A 23,851-nucleotide genomic window follows, 5' to 3' on the forward strand; every position below is an offset into this window, starting at 1 on the left:
ATTAGTTTCTCTGGAATAAGTTTAAGTTTCAATTTCAATAGGGTTAACGGGTAACACACTATTGGTATCTAGTTGGCCATTAAAAGCCGTGGTTAAACTGGCCACATTAGCATCATTTTCTAAGGCTATGATGGCTTGCTGTTGATGTTCTGTTTCACGCCTTTGACGGTTGGCAAAAGGCGTTTCTATCTGGGTTTTGCCAATATTAATGGTAAGTTCCAAGTTACAACCAAACATTGCTTCCAAGGCCTCACGCATGCGGCCTTGATGAGTGTCATTGAGCATACTACTTTGGCCTTGCTGCAAGGTAAATTGTAGCTTTGTGCCTTGTCGCTGGGCGAACACCATATTAGATGCAATGCCATGAGTCATGCCTGATAAATTAAGATCATTAAACACTTTAACCCAGTTCTCTTGCGTTAAATCAGCCAAAGTCCAATCACGACCCGATTTTGCAGGCATTAAACCCTCTGCCACTGCAGGTTCACTTTCACTTTCACTTTCACTTTCACTTTCACTTTCACTTTCACTTTCACTTTCAGATTCTGGTGCCGAGGCGGGTTCAGCTGCTGCGGCTTGTTCTAGTTGGGGTTCTGGCTCACCTTGTTGTTCTTCATGAGCATGATTAAACACCGGCTGCTGTGCTTGCATCGGTTCTTCTTCCCAAGGCGGTGAATCTTGAACTGGCGCTGTCTCTTGAACCAGCACTGCCTCTGGCACAGAGGGTTCTTCATGTGGTGCGTCAGGCACTGACGCCATCTCAGTAACAGGCATGCCCTGTGCTGCAGACTCATCAACTTGCTTAACTTGCTTAGCCTGCTCAACTAAAGACTCTGCTGCACTTTCTACAACAGCTTCTGCTGCAATAATAGACTCTGGCATTTGGGCTTGGGCTTGGGCTTGAGTTTGGGTGTGAGTTTGGGTGTGAGTTTGCGTTTGCGTTTGAGGTTCTGTGATTTTCATCTGGCCTGCGTGCTGCTGTGGCCTGAAGGCTAGCATCCGTAACAAAGTCATTTCAAAACCGGCTTGCAGATCGGGTGCAAGTTCTAAATCTTTGCGCGCCATAATACCCATTTGGTAAAACAACTGAACGTCTGCAGGGCTCGTTTGTTGGGCTAGTTCTTTCACCTTAGCTCTATCAAACTGCACAGACACAGGAGCCTCTGGTAATACCTGACAAATGGCCATTTGATGCAACAAACTCAATAAGTCTTCTAGGGCCCCAGTGAAATCTTGCCCCTGCTCTCCCAGCTCACCAATAAGTTTCAACAGTTCAGAGGCGTTGCCTTGCTGTAACTGGCTGACAATCTCAACGACTTTGCCTTGGTCAATGCTACCTAACATTTGGTTAACAGCAGATTCTGTTAAATCACCACCACAAAAAGCAATGGCCTGATCTGTCAAACTCAAAGCGTCACGCATACTGCCTTTAGCAGCGCGACCCAACTGCCACAAAGAGGCTTCGGCAAAGGCAATGGTTTCACTTGTAAGCACATGTCGTAAATGGCCTGCAACTTGCTCAGCAGGCATGTTCTTAAGGTTAAATTGTAAACACCTCGACAGCACCGTGATGGGCAGTTTTTGTGGGTCGGTGGTGGCTAACAAGAACTTTACATGAGGAGGTGGCTCTTCCAAGGTTTTAAGCAAGGCATTAAAACTGCTGGTAGAAAGCATGTGCACTTCGTCAATCAGATAAACCTTAAAGCGGCCTCTTGTAGGCGCATACTGCACGTTATCGAGCAACTCTCTCGTGTCTTCTACTTTAGTTCGTGAGGCCGCGTCCACTTCAATTAGGTCAACAAAACGACCCTCAGTAATTTCAACGCAACTTGAACACACACCACAGGGAGTAGAACTAACGCCCTCTTCGCAGTTAAGGCAGCGCGCCAAGATGCGCGCAATTGTGGTTTTACCAACCCCACGGGTGCCAGCAAACAAATACGCATGATGCAAGCGTTGCTCATCTAAGGCATGCACCAAGGCACGTAATACATGCTCTTGACCTACCATAGTGTGGAAATTTTGGGGCCGCCATTTACGGGCTAAAACCTGATATGCCATGCAGGGACTCGTTCAGTAGAAACACAAACTAGAAAACTAGCGTTTTAAACAACATTGTTAATCACATTATAGGAGCCACGCGCAATTAAAGCTACCAACTAAATCAAATGCTGGCGCAGTGCTTTTTAACTGCTCACTTGCCTACTTGTCTGAACAAAAGCGGCGTTACAACGGCAACTCATAATCCACCTCAAGGGTGAACTTGGGCTGTGAGTGCATGGCCCAGTAGGCGTCTTTCAATTGCTGCGTCAGAGGCCCTATCTGCCCCCGACCTAACACCTGATGATCCACCTGAGTAATGGCCATAATGCCACCGGCAGTGCTGGTGGCAAAGGCTTCATCAGCTTGACGCAAATCTTGCGCTGAGATTTCCCCCAGCTTTACTTGTAGGCCTAATTGCTGGGCCAATTGTATAGCCGTTTTGCGCGTAATGCCCTCAAGCACACCCTTTGCAGTGGTGCGCAACTGGCGATCTTTAATGATAAAAATATTAAACCCAGGACCTTCTTTTATGTTGCCCTTGTCATCCACTACCGCCGCCGTTTGAGCACCTTGGTCATAGGCTTCAAATTGCCCCATAACTAAATCTAACCAATGGTAGTTTTTGATGGTGGGGTCCACCGAGGCACTGGGAATACGCTGTTGTTGGCTGATCGCCAGATGCAAACCTTGATCAGGCTGGCTAATCCAAACAAAAGGCACTACAAAAGCAAAAAACTGGTTTTTACAAGTGCGAGGGTCACGCGAACCCGACTCTGGCACACCCCGTGTGGTGATCATTTCTACATAGGCATTACGCAAGCCACTTTGCCCCACTAGCTTTAATAACAAGACTGTCAGCTGGGTTTCGTTATAAGGAATGGACATGCGTAATTTTTCCATGCCTGCAAAATAACGCTGCACATGCTCATCTAAGCGAAAAAAATGCCCATCCCACACATGTGCCACGTCATAGGTGGCATCAGAATGCAAAAAACCCCAATCTAAAAGGGATATTTTTGCCTCGTTAATGGGCACTATTTAACCATTTACATGGGCCAAGCTTTGGGGTGTCATAGTTGGTCTCCAAACCGATATGGTTGATGCTTACTTAGCCTGCTCGCGCATCACAATATAGTAAGTAGAAGCAATAATAATAGCCGTACCCATTAAGAATTTAAGAGTAATGCTCTCATTAAAAAACATGATGCCAATGCCAATGCCTAAAGGTATCGCTAAAAAGTGTAATGGAGCAAGCATAGAGGCTTGAGCATACATATGGCTTTGGGCCAGAAAGAACTGCTGAAAACTGGCACAAACACCCAGCGCAATGAGCAGATATAGAGGGGTTAGGGATGAAAGTTGTTGTATCGCGTCAAAACCATCAAAGCTAAAGGCAATAATGCCTGCTAAAACCACTCCCGTTGAGTTGTACCAAATGGCCGTTGTTACGGCAGGATCAGTGCGTCCCAACACCCGCAAATAGACAAACATAAGGGCAGAAAAAAAGGCCCCTAATAAAGCGTAAAACACACCCAATAAATTAACCGTGGGTGTCAGTGGGAAGATAAGTACCACAACCCCAAAAAAACCAACAAACACTGAAGCAGAGCGCTTTAAACCCACCTTTTCCCCGGCAATTAATACCGACAAACCGGTAATAAAAATAGGCATAGTTTGGGATAACGCGGTAGCAAGACTGATGTCTAAATAAATAATGGATAAAAACCACATGGTCAGTCCCAATAAACCAAACCCCGTGCGCAGAGCGAGGCCTCGTATATTGGTAATGTTTAAAAATTGGGCACCCCGAGTATAAATGGCATATGCCACCAAAAGCGGCAAACAAAACAGGTAGCGAAAGAATAAAATCACAAACACAGAAAAGTCGGGTTGCAGCACCTTCACCATGCTAGCCAACACTAATGACATGACAATTTGTCCAATAAGGAATACGGCACCCAATTTATTATTACTTTGGCTGATAACCGGAATGACAACTGACATGAGTACCTAAATTCTTGGGGCAAATGGGAGCCAATTAAGACACAAAGCGACCTTCTTGTCAGCCTTGATGGGCTTAACCTGCAAATAAAACTCCAGAACTACTTTTAATCCATACTATCCATAGCCCTACCTTGTTAAATCTCCACTTGTGGGCCACCTCCAAAAACCACCCAAGCCCAACTTTGCCTGATTGGTTATTCCACACCGCTCAGCTAGACCATTGCTAACCCATTAATAGCCTAACTTACAAAAGTTACACAGGGTAAAAAATTAGAAATACTACATATGTTGCATATGTAACGCGTTTGTACAATAATTGTGTCATGAACGCTAAAAAAACCACCACCTTAAACCTGCGAGTTGACCCCTTAGTTAAGGATGCTGTGCGCTATGCCGCCAACCAAGAACACAGGAGCGTTGCCAATATGGTAGAGATGATGATCCGACAATATTGCCGTGATGCTGGCTACCCCGTACTTGAACAAAACCAGTTGTTTGATGATGCACAATAAAATGCTTCAAGGCCTGGTTGAAGCAGGCGCAGTAAAAGCGGTTAGTATTATTGCCAATGGCGCTATCATTCATGCCGAGATTTGCACCCTTAGTGGTGACAAAAAAGTCATTACCACCCATGCAGGCAGCATTAAAACCTGGGCTTCAATAGATTCAGCAGCCAAATGGCTCAAGAAAGTTGGCCTAGGCACCATTAAGCTAGAAGTGGGTAAATGGTCACCTAATCAAAAAAGCATGACCTTTTAGCAGTTGCTCGATAGCAACGAAAGATTAAATGACTCACTGGCAAGCCAATTTAGCAGCATCAACGCGGTTTGATGCCAAACTTAAGCCATATTTACGCTTCACTTTGATGTATAAATTAACATAAGCAACACACCGACCATGAGCAAAGCGATAACCTGAATGACGCAGCTTAGTAATAAATTTTAGCGGCTTAAAGGCACTTTTTAACGTGCGGTTTACATAGGGTACTGCGGCCACATGATTCAATGGATCATTGGCAAAGGCGCGTTTCTGCACAAAGTTCCAGCCCTTGCCACCAGAAAGGTGGGCATCTTTTAAAGCCACCACATGATCCACATCAGTGGCGTTACCACTCACTCCCGTATACCAACCTACGAGTGAACTCGATAAAGGCGATGCAGACGATCTAAAACTCCAATGATCACGGTTATAAATGCCCGATAAGCTACTTTGCCCCAGGGTTTTATTACCTATATCATCGGTTTTATCACCGGCTTTAGCATTGGCCTTGTGACAATGGTATTGCTTTGCTTTTGTATCATTGTGGCAGCCCTCTGAGTTAAGGCGACCACCATGGGACCACACCTTAAAAGACACCAACAATAATAGAACCATGATGATGGCTACTGCCAAACCCTGCATCTTTATTAATACCACTTCTAGCCTATAATTCGTGGCCACTGCGCTATTCCAAATACGAAAATAGCGCCTAATGACCTTAGGGTTTACATCAGTGACTGAATCAGCAAACGATGTTCGGGGTTACTGCAAGTGAGACGATGACGGCACCTATAAAAAATTTTTTTAATAATTTGAATTACGATCAACGACAAATTTAAGTTTATTTTTTCACTATAATCTTTGGCGCAAGTCATAAAAAATCTACTAAGATAACGCATTTTGTTTAACCATGTTTGTGATTTTGCATTAATCAATATGTCGAGTTTTGATAAATACCTGAACCCTGCGGCTTAACGTCAGGTCTTCGCCCTTATCGCCCATGACTGGGGAGGTTTCACCTTTAGCAAACATAGAAGTCACTTTGAGTTTTAAACCATCAAAGAACTGCGCCACACTGAGCATGCGCTCTTCAGATAATGTCATGTTGTAGCCTGCATCACCGCGAGTGTCCGCATGGCCTAGCACCTGCAGGGAAATCACTTTTTCGGCTTTTTTAGTGGCCATGGCTAATTGCGTAAGACTACTCGAGGCATCTTCAGTCAGCACTGCACTGCCAGTGTCAAATAAGACTGTGGCCTTGTAATCGTGAAAGCTGTAATCAATTTTAGGTGGCTTAACAGCCGTCACCTTTACATTGGCGTTACCAAGTGCTGGCGCTACTTCTTTAAGAACCTCCACTGCGGCTTTTGGATGGGTAATAACAGCACTAGCAGCAATTACTTGTGCTGGCGCTTTTTTGAGCACTAGGGTTTTAGCCAGCTTAGGAGCTTGTTCTTGGGTGGCGATCATTGGCGTTGGTTCTGCTTCTGCATTAAATGCTTTAGTCACGGCTTTTTTAATGACGGCAAGCAGTGAAGGCGAAGGCTGAGTATTGGCGTTAGCTTTTACATTAGCCACCAGGCTTGTTTTGTTTTGGTAATGAATGGTTCTAATGGGGTTGCCGTTACCATCGACTATGGTTGAACCATTGCCGCTGGTCCATACGTCGTTATTGCCCGATGGACCTGCAGCCAATACTGGCATGGTAATCATAGCGATGGTCATTGCTAAAACTAATTGGTTTTTGGTTTTCATGTTAAATTCCTCTTTGGCTGTAGGTTTCCCAAGTCGTTTGGGTTACTGATTAAGTTAGAGTTATTTAACCTGATAAGTGTGAACCTTCTCTGAATAGACTCTGAATTCTTCGTGATCAATGATGAAGATAGTCTGAATTTCACATGATTCTTTGAAACTAAGCTTAGTTTTAAGACTTTTAATCTAATTTTAGGCAGGCAGAGTTAAAACTGCAGATGGGATTGGGATTGGGATTGGGATTGGGATTGAAAATGGGATTAGAATTGATCTTGGAGCTGTTATAAAAGCTATAGGGTCATTTGTTGTTGACCCATACGTCATGCGCATTATTTATAACTCATAAAAACGACGTATGGATCACTTTGCGTCTGTGTAAGTATTATTGAAATACAACAATGCCCTATAAATACCGTTGCTTGGCAACACTAATACTGTTAAATTAGCGGCCGCTTTCACCTTAGATAACAATGGAGTTGTTATGAATACCACTATAGCGTTTGCCGCTGGAATTGCTGTTGTATTTATTTACTTAATACTTTTACTAGCAAAGGCGCGAAGAAAACGTTCATTGAATCGTATCAGTTCTAAATGGGAACTATAGGTTTTCAACCTGACAAACTTTGTCAGTAATACCACACCAACATTAGCCTTTTAACGCAGGGTCATTGCAACTGATGGCTCTGATCTACTCTTATATTATCTGAACTACTCTGATCTGACCTGGCTGCGAGGTTCTAAAGAACTTTTTGGGTCATTCTTTTAATGCTTCTATCTGCTCACGTATTTTCTCAGCTTCTTGGGTTGTCATAGAATATCCCATAATGTCTCCCTTTCGTTGCAATTGCATTGCATCAAACAATAGCTTTTCGTATTGCTTTTGTAGCCTTTTTGCTGGGTCTTTTTTAAACAATCCAAACATGGCATTTGACTCTTTGTGTTGATAATAATACTGGTTGATGAGTATACATTGGGTGGCTTTGGATTCCAGAGATTTCTAAGGCTTTTTTGGGCCCCTATTTGTGCAGCAATAGCTTTATTGAACTAGGGGGGAGAGGTATTAAACTGAGTTTGAAGATGCAACGGTTGTAATCTCCTCTAAAATATTGTCATAAAGAGAATAATACCTACCACCAACAAAGCCAGAACTTCATGGGTCAACCTTTAACCTATAAACATCCCACTTTGCGGGTATAATCTTTATCTGTGCAGTTATTTTGGTTGGGTCTCGCCCTACTTTTATCTATGAAGTAAATTGAATTTACTTTTAAGGAGAGGATATCATGAAATATATTACTTGCTTAGTAATTGGCTTATTTATGACTAACACATCTTATGCGTATACAGACATAAAGAAGTATCCAAAGGAAAGTTGCCAAGAAATATATCAAGCAATTGGAACCTTTCTTGGCCTTGCAGATGGCGAATGGAAAGAAAGAAATGGAGAAAAGGCAATGTTTTATTCAACCGCATCAGCTAATTACGCAACTATTTATCTAGCTCTATGTAAAAAGTAAAAGACGTGATGCACAGAAGACTGAATGTACGCTGAAGGATTGGCCATGTGGTCCACTTGCTTCAATAAGTATCTAAAAACAGCTAAATAGCGATATCAATCAAACAAATGGTGGTACCCCTACCAGCCACACCTCGGCACACGAATCCACCGCTGTGGCTGCTCCCTTCCAGGCCTGACCAGATTCACGGTTTATCGTTGCGTGACCTTGATTCATAGTACTTTAAGCGAATTAGACACCCATTAAGAAGTGATTAATTGAGGTTGTATTTAAGCATAATTTAGAAGGCAATTTCAAGCGGGTTTTCCACCGTGTGGTCCACCTAGTGACTCACTAAAACAGCGCCATAAGATCGATTTATTTAAGTGTCCACGCACATACTAATACTCAATAAACACCCCGTCGGTCTTATAAAATCGTGGTTCAAACTTACCATGAAGTCGGACGTTATCAGCCTTCTCATAAAATGTACCACCACATCCTGGATGCACAAAGTCAGTGTTGTATGTCCTTGACCTCCCCCAAAAGCAAAGTCAGAATTCTTCCTTTATCAATAATGATATTTTGGTGACAGTATTTCAGTAGAATTTAAATAATAGTAAGATTTAGGTTATAGTCTAAGGACAGCAAGAGTGAAGGGAAGCTCAATCTAAAAAGGATCTAAGGCAATTGCATAGATGATAAAGCGTTTAGTAATTCATAATATAAAACATATCAGTTATTACGCGACGAACCTGATACTGATTGTTATGCTTGCATCTTGGCCAGTATATGCATCTGCTAATTTCAAGAATGAACCAGACACCCTGATATGCAGCTTTGCAACTGTAACTAAGAATGGAGAAAAGGTTTGGTCGACCTATCAAAAGATGTATGTAAAAGAGGCTAAAAAACGCGGCCTTTCTTGTGGAATTGGCTCCAAAGCTAGTATATTCCTCTCTATTTCTCCACTGGTCAAACTAGTGGAATCTGTCACTTCTATACCACTATCGATACTAAAGCCAACAGTTGTCGATAACTCAGCTTGTTCATTGAAAAACCTTAATAACTGTTCCACCGAAGCATTATGCGGTAAAGGATCTCGTTATGTTAACGGGAAACGCATATGGGATGAAAGGTCTCAGTATATTAAGTATGCAGTTGAAGCTAAGAAGCGAGGCCTTTCATGCAGTGTTGAAGCAAGTAGCTCAACAATCAAAACACCGTCAGCTTGTACATGGTACAACCTTAATGTTTGTTCTGATGATTTAGTTTGCCAGCGGGGATCTCGTTTAATTAATGGGACACGCGTATGGGGCGACCGGGTTCCATGGATTCAGTATTCGGTTGAAGCTAAGAGAAGAGGTCTCTCTTGTGGTGTTGGGTCCAGTAGTTCGACTACTGGATCGATCTATGATTGTGACACGACTTTCTGCCTACCCACAGGTAATTTGAAAAACCCGAAGCGAGCAACTAAAACGACTCAACTTTGCAGTAAAGATCTGACTATTTGTGATAATAAGGTCCTATGCAAGCGAGCAACCTTTGCTGCTGGGTCAAAAAGGCAGTGGGAAGAAAGATCTTCTTTTGGGAAATATGTAATTGAAGCCAAGAAACGAGGTCTTTCTTGTGGAGTTGAGTCCAGTAGCTCAACAATCAAAACACCGTCAGCTTGTTCATGGCACAACCTTAATGTTTGTTCTGATGATTTAGTTTGCCAGCGAGGAATTCGTTCAATTAATGGGAAGCGCTTATGGGGCGAACGGTCTCCATGGATTAAGTATTCGGTTGAAGCTAAAAAACGAGGTTTAACTTGTGGAACCACTAGCACCTCTGCTGAACCTAAATCAGTGTCTAGCTTACCAAAATGTCCAAGTAACAAGAAAGTACGTTGGCACAACTGCTTTGGCTCCTATACCTATTCCACAGGTGGCAAATACGTTGGTGAGTGGAAGGATAACCAACAAAATGGACAAGGCACTTACACTTGGAAAAGTGGAGACATTTATGTAGGTGAATTCAAAGATGATAAAAATAATGGACAAGGCGTTCTCACCTTTGTAAGTGGTGACAAATACATTGGTGAATTCAAAAATGATAGCTTTTATGGACAGGGCACCTACACCTTTAAAACTGGCAGAGTAGAAGAAGGTAGTTGGAAGGATGGCAAGCTCAATGGGCAAGCCACAGTCATTTATATAAATGGCGATATGTTTGTTGGTGAGTTCACAGATAATAAGAGAACTAAAGGCACCTACACCTTTAAAACTGGCAAAGTGGAAGAAGGTAGTTGGAAGGATGGCAAGCTCAATGGGCAAGCCACAGTCATCTATATAAATGGCGATATGTTCGTTGGTGAGTTCACAGATGATAAGAGAACTAAAGGCACCTTTACCTTTGGCCAACAGTCAGATTGGGCAGGAGATAAATATGTCGGTGAATTCAGGGAAGGCAAGAGGCATGGACAAGGCACTTACACCTTTGCTAATGGCAAAGTAAAAGAAGGAACTTGGAAGGATGGTGAGTTGCAATCTTTAAAGCCAGCCCCTGTTGTGCCCAAAAAACAGCCAGAGACACCAACTGAAACTGCATCCTCATTAAATGATCCACTACACATAAAGCTTTATGGAAAAACGCTCCACACTCTTTTGCTGCCCAGCACACTATTATTCATAGGTGAAATTGAAGATGGTGACGACAGAGGGTTTAGAACAGCACTTAGATCCCATGAAATAGACACAGTTGTACTAATAAGTGATGGAGGGCTAGTAACTGAAGGGTTAAGATTAGCCAACATCATAAATGACAAGAGCCTAGCAACTTATGTTCCTGTAACTGAAACATGCGCATCCGCGTGCTCCTTTATGTTTTTTGCAGGCAATCCAAAAGTAGCTCATGGCCGTTTAGGGGTGCACCAGTTTCATGTTGACGACGATGAAAAAAAGGCTTCAATAGGCAAAGTTCAAAAAGGCACACAGCTCCTTGTTGCGGATATTATTCAAAACTTAACAGACTTTGGAACACCAGCTTCTGTCTTCCCAAAAATGTTCTCTACAAGCGGGATGTACTTTTTTAGTGAGACGGAAAAGAGTGCTTTTAGTGATCGTAATAAAATAACTCCAGAAAATGTAACTAGAATCAATGAAGCACTATCGTATCTAATCAAGGAATTAGACAATGAGCTTGATGATGTTGTGTTGGATGGTATGCCACAAAAAACGAAGAGCACTCTTATACAGCTTGAATTAATAAGAATAGGCTGTATGGAAGGACCAGTAGATGGGATTAGAGGCGAAGAGACTAAATCAGCTATCGAGCTGCTTTCATCCAAAATGAAGTCTAAACTCTCATCCAATAAGTTTAGTGATCTCTTTAGAAGATTAAACAACACTAAAGTAGGTTCTTGTTACTAAAAACATTATCTTTAACCAAAGGATATGCACATGAAACACCCCATCATTTTCTTATACGCCTTAATCAGTCTCAACGCCTTAGCAGCTAATCCCGTTCTCAAAGATTACAAAGGGTTCTTCAGAGCAGATAACCCCGTAGCGGAAGTTTACAACGGCTTAAAAGTTGATTGTCCAAGAGGCAAGGTCACTGCTACTACCATTGGCAATAGCAAAGTCTCAGTATCATACGCATCTAGTACTACTACATTTTCTGTCAGAGGGACCTTTGATGGCACTAATGCTGTTATTGATAAGCAACTTAGTACTGTAAATGGCATGTCTGGAATTGAAAATACAGCATACGCTTCGTTGGAGGGTGACAAACTAATTGGCTATGGCTGGCAGTCAGTTCCGAGAAGCCACTCTGGTATCGCTACTTTGGTGATAATAAAGTATGTAAAGGGACTTACGAGTTGAGGGAAGTTCCTAGATATTAGGGGACGCACGCATGAAACTACTGGCATTAAATATCCGTCAAGGTGGTGGCTCTCGGATTGACTCTATTTGTTCCTACTTGATAGCCCAAGACTGTGACGCCGTAGTAATTAGCGAATTCAGGCGCAACACCCCTGGCGACCAACTTATAAAAGCGCTAAGGCAAGCAGGCTTCTCGCATATCCACCACAATAATACAGACTCTAAACAAAACACGGTTATGTTGGCCACTAAACAGGCTAGCACCCTTTTGAAAATCGATGGCTGTTCTAACGAGTGGTCGCTTATTGGCATCAGCTGGGCTGGCTTGCAGCTAGTCGGAACTTACTTCCCACAGCGCAAAGATAAAGCTGGCGTATTCAACACCCTAGAAACTATCGCTAGCAGTGACCTACTGGCAATTGGTGACTTTAATACTGGTTCCAACGTACTGGATTCAGAAGGCGCCAAGTTTCATTGCGCGGACCAATTTGTGAATCTGGCTAACACCACATTGACCGACCTATGGCGCACTCATAATGGTGAGCTAGCTCAGGAATATAGTTGGTACTCAAGCGCTGGTAATGGGTTTAGGATTGACCATGCCCTAGCTGGAGTGAAGGCCACCAGCCGATGTGTAGCTAGTTACTACGACCATAGCACAACGAATACACTCACAGACCATTCAGCTTTAATCGTTGAACTAAGCCTATAATCCTAAGACCCTTTATTAGCTCCACCTAAAAGCTGCTGTAAGGCCTTACCCTTAAATCAGAAATCTTCCTATATCAATGAAGAACTCATATTAGTAGTATTTATAGTAAGAGTCACAAAGCTTTACTAGCTGTTGCTTGGTAATTCGGGATATGGACTGTTGAGGACTATAGATGGAAACTGATGAACTAGATAAAGTAATTAAAGCGGCTGAGCTTGGCGATGCTCATGCTCAATATTCGCTGGGGGTTAAGTACGAAAATGGTAAAGGTGTTGACCAAGTTTATGAAATAGCAGTTAAGTGGTACACATTAGCTGCTAATCAGGGGCATGCTGATGCTCAATTTAGTCTTGGGGCTATGTATAACCATGGTAATGGTGTTCCAAAAAACTTTAAGACATCCATGAAATGGTACTTATTAGCTGCTGAGCAAGGAAACGCAGATGCTCAATTAGCTGTGGGCCAGGCATTTCGTGATGGTTTTGGAGTCGAAAAGAGTTATCAAACAGCCGCAGACTGGTTCACCTTAGCTGCTGAGCAAGGACATTTAGATGCTCAATGGGTTCTTGGGGTTATGCATCAGAAAGGTTACTTGAATGGCTACCAAAATCTTCATAAAGCTGTTGAGTGGTTTTCCAAAGCAGCTGCACAGGGCGATTGTAGAAGCAAAATTTCTTTGTTGGAGATTTATAAGGCAGGTTTTAGTGTGCCAGATAACCATCTCTTAGCAGCTAATTGGTTCTTAAAAGATGAGATAATTAAGTCCGCTCAGCAAGGGCATGCTGAAGCTCAATGTGACCTTGGGAGTGCGTACTTAATTGGTAAAGACGTCCCAAAAGACGATAAAACTGCGGTTAAGTGGCTTACCTTATCTGCTGAACAACGGCATGCTGATGCTCAATCTAAACTGGGGGAAATGTACCGTGATGGCAAAGGTGTTTTAGAGGATTATAAAATAGCAGTTAAGTGGTTCACTTTAGCTGCTAATCTCGGGCATGCTTCTGCTCAATGCAATTTGGCGGGTATGTACTTTAGCGGTAAAGGAGTCGAAAAAAACAACCAGACAGCTGCAGAGTGGTTCAGCACATCTGCTGAGCAGGGCGACATGCTGGCTGAAATCATGTTAGAGGTTGTACTAATTGATAAATGGGATGTCACAGAACATACACATACTGCTATAAGTTGGTATGCCAAATCTGCTGAGCAAGGGTGCCAATTATCCCAAAATAATCTAGGTTTTCTTTACGCTTATGGTAAAGGCATAAAACGAGATAGTGAGGCTGGTGCAAATTGGTTCGCCCTAGCTGCTGAGCAGGGAAATACTGTTGCTCAATATAACCTGGCCGTGATGTACGATAATGGTAGGGGGGTCGAAAAAAACCAGAATACGGCGTTGATGTGGTTCACCCTAGCTGCTAAGGAAGTGCCTGAGGGAGGGTATGCTCCCGCTCAATATAAGCTAGGAGTTAGGTACGAAAATGGTCAAGGTGTTGAGACAGATTATTTACAGGCCTATGTTTGGTACAGACTAGCTAAAAATAACAACCCATTTGATTATAAAATTGATTTTGGGCTTAAAGTTAACCGAGCAATCGATAACCTTTCACGCTCCATGACTTCAGCTCAATTAGAAAAATCAGAGGGCATATTTTTGAGTTATTTTTAGGTTAATTATTAGAATTTTTAGGGAATCTCAAGCTAATACAAAAATAGGAATCGCCTTTCAGAGAGTCTGGTTCCAAAAGCATTGTTGTTACAGTCAATAACAAGGATAAATTTTAATGGTGAAGGTTAGGTTAGATAAAGGATCTAAATATAGGGTTACATCTGTGACTAGTAAAACCTCTTCACAGAAAATTCGGGCGACTATAATAAAAATTGAAGGATGGCTAAACGGAGAGCTTTCCCGTTCAGGTGTATACGTATATCGGCTATATCTTCACCAAAAACAACGAGAATACGAAGCTAAGTTACCTCTAGCAATAGAAAGAGAAGAACAACTAAGATTGGCCAGCCAACAAGCAAAGTTGAAAGAAACTGAGCGAATAATAAAAACTCGTGAAAAAGAAGCGCTGAAGCATGCTGACACTAGGGCAATTGCTAGGCGTGCTCTTGGGAAAACTAGGCAGATTCCACTAGTTCTCAAGACCCAAGTCATTGATGAAAATAATATTAAGTTTGAAGGTAAGTGCCCTTACTGTAGCAATCTAATAGGCACCAATAGAGGGCATATAGATCATATCTACCCAATAATAATGGGTGGATTAACCAAAATTGAGAATCTTTTATATGTTTGTTCACAATGTAATCTTAAAAAATCGAGCTCAACTTTAATGGAGTTTTGTACTTCGAAATCGGGACTTAATTTTGAAATATTGTCAAAAGAATTAAATGCAGTTGGTAAGAGATTTTGACTATTACTTGGCCTGATATATTAATCATTTTCTCCTAACGGTAGTGCAAATTTCATTGTGAGCTGGGCAAACCCAAATATTGCTGGATATCAGTTTAAGAGTAAAAATAACAACATACGGTCCATCAATGATTTAATTAATGGCATATTTGATTTGAGCAGTGACGATTAACTCAACGTTATGACAGCAAAAGCATGAAGCTACTGGCATTAACCGATCCTTGGTTCCTAGACTTTGTGCAAGTGGTAAAACCACTCATCGTTATAGTTACCCCAAGTATCGTATGTGATTTCTTCACCAATAAGTGCTTGGCTCAACGCTAAACGGGCTGCTTGACCCCTGCCCCAGTTATTCCAAATTCTTGTAGTTGATTGTCCATCTTCGATGTCCAGGTATACTGCAGGCTGGTTATACTTTCCTTTGGTTCCCATCCCAGCATCTAGAACCTTGAACGTGTTATTGACAGTTCTTGGAGCTCCAGTTTTTGCACTATCAATAATATTTCCTGCCTTAGAAAGTCTGAGTATTTCTTCGTCCTTCTGTGCTAAAGCTTCATTCTTTTGAGATAACTCATCGTCCTTTTGAATTAAATGTTCATCCTTTTGAGCTATTTCATCATCCTTTTGGGCTATTTGTATAAAACTTTCTTCTTTTATTTTATTGGACTTTGATAATGCACCAACTAAGTTCTGTACCTGTTGTTCATACTGATCAATTTTAAGTTGGGCGGCCTGTTCTACAGCTTGAATTTTGTCACTACTCATTATTTTACTAAGGAATATCGTAACGTCAGCAATTGTCCTGATGCCTTGGTTATACATATCGATATTGTCAGACGCACTCATATATCCTTTGACTCTAAAACCTCTTAAATATTCAGAGAGTTTGTATTCTGCTTGAAGCCACTGGTCATTTCGAATAACGGTAATTACTGTATTGTCTGAAATGAGTAAGACAAATTTAGCTTTGTACTCTGCTGAGCCGTTAGGTAGTGTAAAAGAGCCTACAATAACTTTTCGACGACCCGGATCATGCGCTGTTTCATCACGTATAGGCTCCCAATCTCTTATAGTTAGCTGAGCATTTTGAGGGAAAGAGTAGCCAAATCTAAACGGAAAAGAGTCTAAATTAGCATGTCCATCAGCTTTGATTAATACTTGTATTTCCTTATTCTTCATTACAAGTGCTCCTTTATTACATAAATTAATACTTTAACAAGATATTTAAACCATTTCGTTGTTAACAAAGCCGACTGCTGCACTTTTGAACATACAAAAACTCGCCCAGTCAGCTAAAAAATGGTATTTTTGAATGATAACCAAGATATAAAACGGAAACTTTTTCTGTGAAACAAACACCCAGAAACCTATAGATTTAGTGTTTTTATCGTCTGGAAAGTTTCTCAATAAACTTGATGCCGAGATCTAACCTGTCTTTGTCAGCGACTATCTCGTCAAACATCTCTGCGAATATATTTAAAGAATCTTCTAAAGCTGAATTTATTGACATGCCTCCGAGTTGCGACAGTATTAATATGTTTGCCATAAAGAAGTCCATGACTGTTTGTTGCTCTGGGGTCACAGGGTAGGCGAGCAGAGGGAACTTGCCTTCTAGGTCTGGCACCATAAACGATTCCATAGAAACTAGTGTATGCCCAAGATGGTATCCCCGTTCCTCATTAGTAAGTTCTGTAATGGTTTGAATTTCAAATTGAAGTTCTGCTCCAGTTTTCATATTTAAATTACCGTTGCGTTTATCATAGACTTCTATTGCATTCATATGTAAGTCCGTCATATCACGATTTAAATCCTTGAACCATGTATTAAAGCTTGAGTCAGCATCGTATTCGGATCCTAGTATCTTCTTTGATTGATTAAATGCGTTACCTCCCATTATGAGATAAAGTTCAGAGAAGTATTTACAAAGTAATAGCTCATCTGCCCTCGTTTCAGATAAGCCTTCTTCAAAGATTTGACGACTGAGTTCATTGTTATAACTATAGAGTGAGTGAATCCATTGATGACGCTCTTTCCGCCACTGTTCCCATTGTGTCTCGTTGAGTGCCGAAACTAGCGTTCCCATTTGGAAGACAGTTAACTGCATAAAATTATCGTGGATGGCCTGTAGACTATCCTTTGCAAGAGGATCATTTGGAGAATTTACAAAGACCGCCTCTTGTTGCAGTTGAAATAACACAAACAACTCCTGATCAGCTAATTCAAGAGGCCTAGGAGCATATTGAGTGAAACTATCTAGGCGTTCCTGCCCGATTGTTTCCCTAAATTCCCAAAACATCTGCTCTTCTTCCAGCGAAATAAATACCATCTAAGCCTCAGTTTAGTTAGTTATTATAATGAATACTCGGCCACAAGCTTTTAAATACCTTTTATCTAATTCACAAGTTCAACGTTAAATACTCCATTGAGGTATTTATATAGTTAATTTGATAAAGCAATCCTCACTTATATGAGCTTTTTGACATTTTTCATCATCATATCTCATACATATTATGTTTATCTATGAAGAATTACTAATCTAATAAAATTAACGAATCATCGATCTCAGAATTTCAGAATAATTCTCAGGTTTAAATGTGGTATGTTGTCTTTTAGGATCAGGATGATAAGGTTTCTATAGTTTCTTTTCCTTGAGTACTATGCTTGTCTTAAATAATAATTTTGCAGCTTGTGAAATATTATCGGGGATTTTATGAAAGATGAAGTGACCACGCAGGTCAATGTGACAAAAATAGTCTCGTTCAATCATGCGTGGAAATTAGCACGAGATAAATTCGGTCCTAATTCCCCAGTCACAAAAATGTTGCGCCTCCAAAAGTCAATTTTACAGTGTGGACTATTACGGAGTGGTGACGCCTTTTTAAAACTTGACACTGATGCTGAAGAAGAGGCTTTATTTAGTGTTCAACTAATGAAAAAGGTTGAAATAAATAAAAAGATAAAAACTGATGCAGAGCATATTCCTGGACGCACTTTGGATGAACTGCTTTTACCAGCTGAAATAAAATCAATGACCAAAAACCTACAATGAGAAGAGACATCCTATGGGACTAACTATTTTGTTTTGTGCAACTATCGGTGCTATTTTTTATTACGGTCGGTTTAATGAAAATCAACTTTGTAGCAAATATATAGATGATATTGAGAAACACACAAAAGCCATAAGTACAGGATCTAACACTTTACTCAACCTTGCCAACATCAAAGCTAAAAATGGTTTGACAATACTAACTTCATTACCAGAATTCATACAACAGGCCCCACCAGCAAGTAAATTTCGCTATCTTACTACGGTACTCACTTCTGTCGGAGTTTTCGGAACATTTCTGGGTATTGTAATAGGATTAAAGGATGTTGCGACTAAAACTGCTGGTGACTTAAGTGCCACTTTTGGCGCTGTGACATCTTTACTTGGCGGAATGGAAGTAGCGTTTATTTCATCTATGGCAGGCATGGCTTGTTCAATCGGATTGCTCTGGTTAATCAATAAAAATGATCGAAAAAAACAGGATGCCTATAAAATTCTAACTGATCTGTTTTTCAAATCTTTTAGATTGGAAACTATAGGAGATTATCTGAGTAATCTTTCACCAGATGGGCAAAATGAATTATTGGAAAAGCAGTTGGAGATAGCAGAAAAAAGCTCAAAAGCGTCAGATGCATTACTTGAAATGGGTCAAGCAATGACCAAGTCCGCAGCTAACTTTGACGCAAATAAAATTGGGGAACACATTTCAACTGCCCTTGATAATATTTTTCGGACTGAAATGGTGCCAGTTTTTAAGGACATTAGTAAGGAGCTGACCGAGTTACGAGAAATTAAACAAGACAATGGGGAGAAAATAATTGAAGTAATTAAGACTGAAATTATTATTCCTTTAACTGATGAGATAATAAATACAAACAAGATGGTCGCGCGCTCTGCTGAATCACTCGATCGTCTTAATGAAGAATTTGGAGGAATAACACTCAAATTAGCTGAAGCAGTATCAACAATACAAACATTCCAACAAGACACTATGCAGCAATTACAAAATTTTGCAGGACAATTAAAGGACATTTTATCAAGCTTTCAAGAAGACACAAAGGGAGTTCTTGAAGGTGTTTCACAGTCGATAACGTCAGCTGTTGAACAAAGCATCCAAGGCCTTACAGAACAAAGAGAACACTTTAAAAGTAACGCAGAAGACGCCGCCAAGACCTTCAGGGACATTAGAACAGAACTCGAAAAAGCTTTAGAAATGCAAGCAACAGTTCAAAACAAGTTACTTGAAGATACGACGGCAAGATATACGGCAATTATGGAAAAAAGCCAAGAAGCCTTTGACAGTCAGTCTAACGTTTTAAATGATGTTGGTCAGAACGCAGTTAAAGTAATGGACTCTTCACGCGAAAATATGGAAAAAACTCTTGGCAATATCGAAGGTTCTTTATTGGCTACAAAGGATTTGGTCGAAACTGAACTTGAAACATTCCGTCAAAACTACCAGACAGCCTTACAGCAGTTTTTTACTGAACAAAATAACTTGCTGGAAAAGACACTTGGATCACAACGTGATGGCCTTGCCAGTGTTGTACTTGAATGCAAAGAGGTGTTCGTTGAAGAATATAGCCGCAGAAAAGAGTTGGGTGAAGCGCTATCGACCAATTTAGATGACATAGGGCACATAAATGATGTCATCTCTACATTATTAGCATCGGTAAAATCTATTGATGCGTCTTACATCAATACTATTGAGCAGGCAGCTAATGCGATTAATCGACAATCAGCTAGCATGGAAAAACAACTCTTATTGACCCAACAACATATGAAAGACTTTATAGACGAGGTGCCTGAGGCCCTAAATAGTTATTTTGAGTCGGCAAACAAGAGTCACATCAAGTTCTTTGAGGGCATGGACGATGCAGCAACACAAATCCACCAACGATTATTGCAATCTGCCGAGTACTTAGTTACTGCTCAAGTAAGCCAAAAAGAACTTCAATTGGATGATGAAATCTAATGCTACCATCTCAACAATCACCAGAGACGCATAATAGTGATGAGTGGATATCTGTGGCCGACCTAATGGCTGGATTGCTCATGATGTTTGCACTGCTAGTCATTGCGACATTGGTTCAGTTGAAACAAATAGAAGAGCAGAATAGAAACAAACGCGTACTCGTTATTCAAGCATTACAAGAGCAATTCAATGCCAATAAAATTAGTGCACAGATTAACCCAGAAACTGGTGACATCACATTATTAGATAGTATTTTGTTTGTCGTTGGTAAATCAAAACTGACCGATGACGGCATCAAATTCCTAAAAGAATTCATTCCTGTTTATGGTAAAACGTTGTTTAAAGATTCTCAAATTAGTGATGAAATCACTAGGATCATTATTGAAGGACACACTAGCTCCGAAGGAGGTGTCGCTCACAATATGTCGCTTAGTTTGGCACGGGCAGAAAGCGTGTATCAATTTATAGAAGGGAATATGTGGAGAACGACACAAGCGACGCCGCCGCTGGGAGACGGTCATACGTGGGTAGAAACATGGGTGGACACATTCCCAGAGCAACCTGAGTTTATGGAAAAAATACAAATCTCTGGTAGAGGAATGTTAGATTCAAATAAAGACATGCCAGCCAAAGAAGATCGTAAAGTTTTATTTAGAATGCAGTTTAAATCTGATGAAGCCTTCAAGATGTTTTTGGAGTGATATTGTGATTAAATTTCAACGAGCACCCATCAGAAATGCAAATCAGTTAGCTAGCCTAGCTAGTAAACTAAACCTTTCAGATGGGGGGGTTTTTTTTGGTGATATCGTAATTCCTAAAATTCCCCCCCGTAACATCACTACAATTTTGGATTTAATGAATTCAGGACGTGATCGCGAAATATCTACCCTAGAATGGATGACGCTTCTTAATGGCAAAGAACAATGGGATATAGAAAATAGAGACAAAGAAGTCACAACGAACAATAATATATGGGAGACCTCTGTTAATAATGAAATTCTTCGCACGTTGTTGTTTTGGCGATTTGTTCTATTTTTAGGAGACAATAACACCAACTTTCCCTCAGGACTGTCACATCGCTTTAAACAATTTGAAACCAAACTACGCAGGGTAGCGAAGCACAAAACGTTAGTCACAAAAGGGCTTATGGCAGAAGACTATAGCCATCTATGTAAATTAATGCTGACGCTGAAGACGGACCTTAGTAATGTGATGAAACAATGTGGTTTGCCCTTTTCTAAGCAGAATAACCAACCAGTTATTCGGTCGTTACCAAGCTATTGGTTTAGCAATAAATCCAATTTTGACCCATTGAACCTCTTAGATATTGCACACATATTAGATCAGGACGATAAAAACTGCCTATATTCTTCAGTTCTAGAGGATATACCGACTGACAAACTAGCCGAAATCCCTTTGCTCGTAGCAGTGCTAAAGAGTGGCTATTCACCTTATGCAGAAAACAGTCAACACCACAAACTTAGTGATGTTGCAAAGAGCAAACTTCTAGAACTCATCGGCGCCATGTCATTTAATGACTTTAAGAAGTTGATTGACGTTCTGACTTCTGAACCTGGCAAGTCAGAATTAGGGCTAGAAGATTGGGAGGTTAACCAGTTAAGCAAAAGAATTTCATTTTGGTCCAACTACCAACCAAAGATTGTAAGCTTTAAAGCATTTGTTCCAGATGCCACCTATCGTGTGTTTGAAGCGCTCAACATCAACCTCAGTGAACTATCGATTACCAAACTAAGTCCTGGTGCCAAATGCGAAGTATGTGCATTGGAGTTTAGTGAATATTTTGTCGTAGAATTACTGCGAGGGGCAAACTCAGGTGTTCGGGTGTTTGAAAAAGATACTATTTTGCCACTACTGTCTCCTAGCAACAATGAACAAGTTAACCTTGAACTATTAGAAAGCCTGCCGTATTTAGCTGAGCATGACCATCTTTATTTATGGCAAAATTCTTGTGAAGAAATGCTTAGAACTAAATATAACATAGCACCTGACAAGACTTTGAAAGACTTTCTTATCGATACAAAAACAGGTAGCGAGAAACCATTCACTAGGAAATATACACAATCAATTGGTTTACCCCCTTTGAGTAAGAACCAGGTTAGTGAGAGGGAAGGTGCGCTGCTAAGAAACAGTCATCGACGTCGGAATTGAAAATAAAGGATTAAACGTGAGTTACAAGGATACAGTATCTAGCATTAAGGCAAAGCTAGCCTCATATCGTGACAAAGCTACGATGGACAGCGCTAAGGCTTGGCTCAATACAAATCAAGAAAGAGTTGGCAGACTGTTTAGTGATGCCAAACTCAGAGACTTCGTATTTGAACCATTTAAAGGTGTATTTTCTGCAACGGGAGATAGCCCTGAGTCAAGGATAAAAAACGTTATAACGCTTGTTGCCATAATTAATATGGTACTAGCAGGCTTGCCTGGAAAGCTAGGTGTAGGTGTATTTGTATCCATTGCTTTTGAAGCATATATGGCATTTGTGATTGCCAAAGAAATTGGTTTAAGAATATATCCTCTTTCCCATGTCTGGCAATACTTTGGTGTACTATCTGGTTCATTATTGACTATCGCTTTTGTCTTCAAAATGATACTTGGGCTGGCCTATTCTGCCTTTTCAATAGTACCTGGTATTAACCCACTGATATTTGCAGAGTTGTTTACTACCAATTTTGTCGGCGTCATGATTTGGGTTGGATTTAAAGAAGCCCAGAGCCACGGTGGATTCAAATTACCAATGCGGGCAATGAAATCTATTTGGGAGCAATCTAAAGAGCTTTATGACTACCAGATTTCTGCAATTGGTGACGCATTATCAATCTCGAATATTAAGCGTGTAGGAAATAGATTCTCTGCTTGGGTAAAGGGTGAAATTCCAGTTGATCAAGCAACATTACGAGGTGATTTACTCGTTACTTCGTGCTTACTCTATTTGAAGATGGGTCAATTTGAACAGCTTCAAGGTCCTATAGGACAGGAGTTTATAGGTGCTATTAAGGATCGATATCCGGAGCTTGAATACTCATCTACCGAAGAAATAGCTGAACATTTCTCTAACTACGATGTAGACCAAATGATGGGCGTCACTAGCCTTATTAAAGGTAAGCTTTTTGAGCGCTTAGTAGCAAAAGCAGAGAACTCAGATAACGATCCTTGGTATGCAGTCTTGCATGAAGATGAAAGTTATCCGGGATCTGATATTATTTTCACTAACGAGGATACTGGCGAAGTATTAGAGTACTCAATTAAGGCATCAGCTAATGTCTTTTACCTTGAAGAGTCACTGAGCCGATACCCTGACTTTCCTATTATTACTGTTTCCGACCATCAGGATCAATTCGCCGATGACCCCATGTATCAAATGTTTGGAATGTCCATAGATGAACTAAACTCTGTGACGGCAGATAATTTCGACGCACTTTTAAGCCAACTATCAACCTTAGACGTAGTTCTTAGTACTTCTGGTGGAGCAGTAATAGGAGGAGTCGCTTCATTATGGCCATTTACTTTAGCCTTTCTAAGAAACAGAATAACCCAGGATCAGCTTAGCTTGGCGTATCAAAAAGTTCTTGGTGAAACCGGTATTGCCCTGTCAGCTCGAGTTGGGTACGCTATTTTACTTGGTCCACTCTTTGCATGGTATATGTTGGCAAGAGGTATCAAATCTGGGATCGATATTGCCATACCTGAGTCTTCGCTAGGCAACCCAAAGACATCCTATATTGTTATCGATTTGCAGCGCTAATGGGTTATTTCAAGCT

21 protein-coding genes and 1 other RNA gene are annotated in these 23,851 nt (G+C 40.9%); 13 read left to right on the forward strand and 9 right to left on the reverse strand.

Annotation, left to right across the window (positions count from 1 at the left end; translation table 11 throughout):
- Positions 1-21 precede the first annotated feature (21 nt).
- From dnaX to ABXT59_RS07800, 3 genes are all read right to left on the reverse strand, one after another.
- On the reverse strand, positions 22-2,061 hold the full coding sequence (gene dnaX, locus ABXT59_RS07790) for a DNA polymerase III subunit gamma/tau (protein WP_443635323.1): 2,040 nt from the start codon (positions 2,059-2,061) through the stop codon (positions 22-24).
- Positions 2,062-2,226: 165 nt separating this feature from the next.
- Positions 2,227-3,078 carry an aminotransferase class IV gene (locus tag ABXT59_RS07795; protein ID WP_443635325.1) on the reverse strand — a complete coding sequence of 284 codons (852 nt, stop codon included), beginning with the start codon at positions 3,076-3,078 and terminating at the stop codon, positions 2,227-2,229.
- 69 nt (positions 3,079-3,147) lie between these two features.
- Positions 3,148-4,047 carry a DMT family transporter gene (locus ABXT59_RS07800; RefSeq protein WP_443635327.1) on the reverse strand — a complete coding sequence of 300 codons (900 nt, stop codon included), beginning with the start codon at positions 4,045-4,047 and terminating at the stop codon, positions 3,148-3,150.
- A 323-nt stretch (positions 4,048-4,370) separates the two neighbouring features.
- Here ABXT59_RS07800 and ABXT59_RS07805 point away from each other — a divergent pair, with 323 nt between their 5' ends.
- Positions 4,371-4,559, forward strand: coding sequence for a hypothetical protein (locus tag ABXT59_RS07805; RefSeq protein WP_443635328.1), 189 nt, complete (start codon positions 4,371-4,373; stop codon positions 4,557-4,559).
- 1 nt (position 4,560) lies between these two features.
- The gene (locus ABXT59_RS07810; RefSeq protein WP_443635329.1) at positions 4,561-4,806 is read left to right on the forward strand and encodes a hypothetical protein; all 246 of its coding nucleotides are present in this window, start codon (positions 4,561-4,563) and stop codon (positions 4,804-4,806) included.
- 33 nt (positions 4,807-4,839) lie between these two features.
- Here the strand turns inward: ABXT59_RS07810 and ABXT59_RS07815 are convergent, their stop codons facing one another.
- The 3 genes from ABXT59_RS07815 to ABXT59_RS07825 all read right to left on the reverse strand — a co-directional run bounded on the left by ABXT59_RS07815 (position 4,840) and on the right by ABXT59_RS07825 (position 7,480).
- Positions 4,840-5,487 carry a YHYH domain-containing protein gene (locus tag ABXT59_RS07815; RefSeq protein ID WP_443635330.1) on the reverse strand — a complete coding sequence of 216 codons (648 nt, stop codon included), beginning with the start codon at positions 5,485-5,487 and terminating at the stop codon, positions 4,840-4,842.
- 246 nt (positions 5,488-5,733) lie between these two features.
- A complete protein-coding gene (locus ABXT59_RS07820) occupies positions 5,734-6,561 on the reverse strand; it encodes an OmpA family protein (protein ID WP_443635331.1) in 828 nt (275 codons plus the stop codon).
- A gap of 751 nt (positions 6,562-7,312) precedes the next feature.
- Positions 7,313-7,480 carry a DUF6435 family protein gene (locus ABXT59_RS07825; protein ID WP_443635332.1) on the reverse strand — a complete coding sequence of 56 codons (168 nt, stop codon included), beginning with the start codon at positions 7,478-7,480 and terminating at the stop codon, positions 7,313-7,315.
- Between the two features lie 361 nt (positions 7,481-7,841).
- On the opposite strand from ABXT59_RS07825, the gene ABXT59_RS07830 reads away from it, so the two are divergent.
- Positions 7,842-8,075, forward strand: a complete 234-nt coding sequence (locus ABXT59_RS07830; protein ID WP_443635334.1) for a hypothetical protein — start codon at positions 7,842-7,844, stop codon at positions 8,073-8,075.
- Positions 8,076-8,199: 124 nt separating this feature from the next.
- Here ABXT59_RS07830 and ffs read toward each other — a convergent pair.
- Positions 8,200-8,284: signal recognition particle sRNA small type (ffs, locus tag ABXT59_RS07835), an RNA gene on the reverse strand.
- Between the two features lie 468 nt (positions 8,285-8,752).
- On the opposite strand from ffs, the gene ABXT59_RS07840 reads away from it, so the two are divergent.
- The 5 genes from ABXT59_RS07840 (at position 8,753) to ABXT59_RS07860 (ending at position 15,049) form a co-directional block, all read left to right on the forward strand.
- A complete protein-coding gene (locus tag ABXT59_RS07840; protein ID WP_443635336.1) occupies positions 8,753-11,467 on the forward strand; it encodes a hypothetical protein in 2,715 nt (904 codons plus the stop codon).
- Between the two features lie 30 nt (positions 11,468-11,497).
- A complete protein-coding gene (locus tag ABXT59_RS07845) occupies positions 11,498-11,923 on the forward strand; it encodes a hypothetical protein (protein ID WP_443635338.1) in 426 nt (141 codons plus the stop codon).
- 31 nt (positions 11,924-11,954) lie between these two features.
- Positions 11,955-12,635, forward strand: a complete 681-nt coding sequence (locus ABXT59_RS07850; protein WP_443635339.1) for a hypothetical protein — start codon at positions 11,955-11,957, stop codon at positions 12,633-12,635.
- 172 nt (positions 12,636-12,807) lie between these two features.
- Positions 12,808-14,301 (forward strand): tetratricopeptide repeat protein, encoded by a 1,494-nt coding sequence (locus ABXT59_RS07855; protein ID WP_443635341.1) that lies wholly within the window; start codon positions 12,808-12,810, stop codon positions 14,299-14,301.
- A gap of 163 nt (positions 14,302-14,464) precedes the next feature.
- A complete protein-coding gene (locus ABXT59_RS07860; RefSeq protein ID WP_443635342.1) occupies positions 14,465-15,049 on the forward strand; it encodes an HNH endonuclease in 585 nt (194 codons plus the stop codon).
- 227 nt (positions 15,050-15,276) lie between these two features.
- Here the strand turns inward: ABXT59_RS07860 and ABXT59_RS07865 are convergent, their stop codons facing one another.
- The gene (locus tag ABXT59_RS07865; RefSeq protein WP_443635343.1) at positions 15,277-16,227 is read right to left on the reverse strand and encodes a hypothetical protein; all 951 of its coding nucleotides are present in this window, start codon (positions 16,225-16,227) and stop codon (positions 15,277-15,279) included.
- A 205-nt stretch (positions 16,228-16,432) separates the two neighbouring features.
- The gene (locus ABXT59_RS07870) at positions 16,433-17,374 is read right to left on the reverse strand and encodes a hypothetical protein (protein WP_443635345.1); all 942 of its coding nucleotides are present in this window, start codon (positions 17,372-17,374) and stop codon (positions 16,433-16,435) included.
- A 384-nt stretch (positions 17,375-17,758) separates the two neighbouring features.
- Here ABXT59_RS07870 and ABXT59_RS07875 point away from each other — a divergent pair, with 384 nt between their 5' ends.
- The 5 genes from ABXT59_RS07875 to ABXT59_RS07895 are packed head-to-tail and all read left to right on the forward strand — an operon-like array spanning position 17,759 to position 23,835.
- Positions 17,759-18,097 (forward strand): hypothetical protein, encoded by a 339-nt coding sequence (locus ABXT59_RS07875; protein WP_443635346.1) that lies wholly within the window; start codon positions 17,759-17,761, stop codon positions 18,095-18,097.
- Positions 18,098-18,110: 13 nt separating this feature from the next.
- On the forward strand, positions 18,111-20,069 hold the full coding sequence (locus tag ABXT59_RS07880; protein ID WP_443635348.1) for a hypothetical protein: 1,959 nt from the start codon (positions 18,111-18,113) through the stop codon (positions 20,067-20,069).
- Positions 20,069-20,770, forward strand: coding sequence for an OmpA/MotB family protein (locus ABXT59_RS07885; protein WP_443635350.1), 702 nt, complete (start codon positions 20,069-20,071; stop codon positions 20,768-20,770). Before ABXT59_RS07880 ends, ABXT59_RS07885 begins: the two co-directional genes overlap by 1 nt.
- Positions 20,771-20,774: 4 nt before the next feature.
- On the forward strand, positions 20,775-22,238 hold the full coding sequence (locus tag ABXT59_RS07890; RefSeq protein ID WP_443635351.1) for an EH signature domain-containing protein: 1,464 nt from the start codon (positions 20,775-20,777) through the stop codon (positions 22,236-22,238).
- A 16-nt stretch (positions 22,239-22,254) separates the two neighbouring features.
- Entirely contained in the window at positions 22,255-23,835 is a 1,581-nt protein-coding gene (locus ABXT59_RS07895; RefSeq protein WP_443635353.1) for a hypothetical protein, read from the forward strand.
- Positions 23,836-23,851: the final 16 nt, after the last annotated feature.

The organism is Candidatus Njordibacter sp. Uisw_058 (assembly GCF_047730065.1).
Taxonomy (GTDB): Bacteria; Pseudomonadota; Gammaproteobacteria; order Pseudomonadales; family Balneatricaceae; genus Njordibacter.

What these genes read in the sequence shown, in the direction of transcription:
- dnaX (WP_443635323.1), bottom strand. Translation starts at nt 2,061, where the DNA reads ATGGCATATCAGGTTTTAGCCCGTAAATGGCGGCCCCAAAATTTCCAC.
- ABXT59_RS07800 (WP_443635327.1), bottom strand. Translation starts at nt 4,047, where the DNA reads ATGTCAGTTGTCATTCCGGTTATCAGCCAAAGTAATAATAAATTGGGT.
- ABXT59_RS07805 (WP_443635328.1), top strand. Translation starts at nt 4,371, where the DNA reads ATGAACGCTAAAAAAACCACCACCTTAAACCTGCGAGTTGACCCCTTA.
- ABXT59_RS07810 (WP_443635329.1), top strand. Translation starts at nt 4,561, where the DNA reads ATGCTTCAAGGCCTGGTTGAAGCAGGCGCAGTAAAAGCGGTTAGTATT.
- ABXT59_RS07820 (WP_443635331.1), bottom strand. Translation starts at nt 6,561, where the DNA reads ATGAAAACCAAAAACCAATTAGTTTTAGCAATGACCATCGCTATGATT.
- ABXT59_RS07825 (WP_443635332.1), bottom strand. Translation starts at nt 7,480, where the DNA reads ATGTTTGGATTGTTTAAAAAAGACCCAGCAAAAAGGCTACAAAAGCAA.
- ABXT59_RS07830 (WP_443635334.1), top strand. Translation starts at nt 7,842, where the DNA reads ATGAAATATATTACTTGCTTAGTAATTGGCTTATTTATGACTAACACA.
- ABXT59_RS07840 (WP_443635336.1), top strand. Translation starts at nt 8,753, where the DNA reads ATGATAAAGCGTTTAGTAATTCATAATATAAAACATATCAGTTATTAC.
- ABXT59_RS07845 (WP_443635338.1), top strand. Translation starts at nt 11,498, where the DNA reads ATGAAACACCCCATCATTTTCTTATACGCCTTAATCAGTCTCAACGCC.
- ABXT59_RS07850 (WP_443635339.1), top strand. Translation starts at nt 11,955, where the DNA reads ATGAAACTACTGGCATTAAATATCCGTCAAGGTGGTGGCTCTCGGATT.
- ABXT59_RS07855 (WP_443635341.1), top strand. Translation starts at nt 12,808, where the DNA reads ATGGAAACTGATGAACTAGATAAAGTAATTAAAGCGGCTGAGCTTGGC.
- ABXT59_RS07865 (WP_443635343.1), bottom strand. Translation starts at nt 16,227, where the DNA reads ATGAAGAATAAGGAAATACAAGTATTAATCAAAGCTGATGGACATGCT.
- ABXT59_RS07870 (WP_443635345.1), bottom strand. Translation starts at nt 17,374, where the DNA reads ATGGTATTTATTTCGCTGGAAGAAGAGCAGATGTTTTGGGAATTTAGG.
- ABXT59_RS07875 (WP_443635346.1), top strand. Translation starts at nt 17,759, where the DNA reads ATGAAAGATGAAGTGACCACGCAGGTCAATGTGACAAAAATAGTCTCG.
- ABXT59_RS07880 (WP_443635348.1), top strand. Translation starts at nt 18,111, where the DNA reads ATGGGACTAACTATTTTGTTTTGTGCAACTATCGGTGCTATTTTTTAT.
- ABXT59_RS07885 (WP_443635350.1), top strand. Translation starts at nt 20,069, where the DNA reads ATGCTACCATCTCAACAATCACCAGAGACGCATAATAGTGATGAGTGG.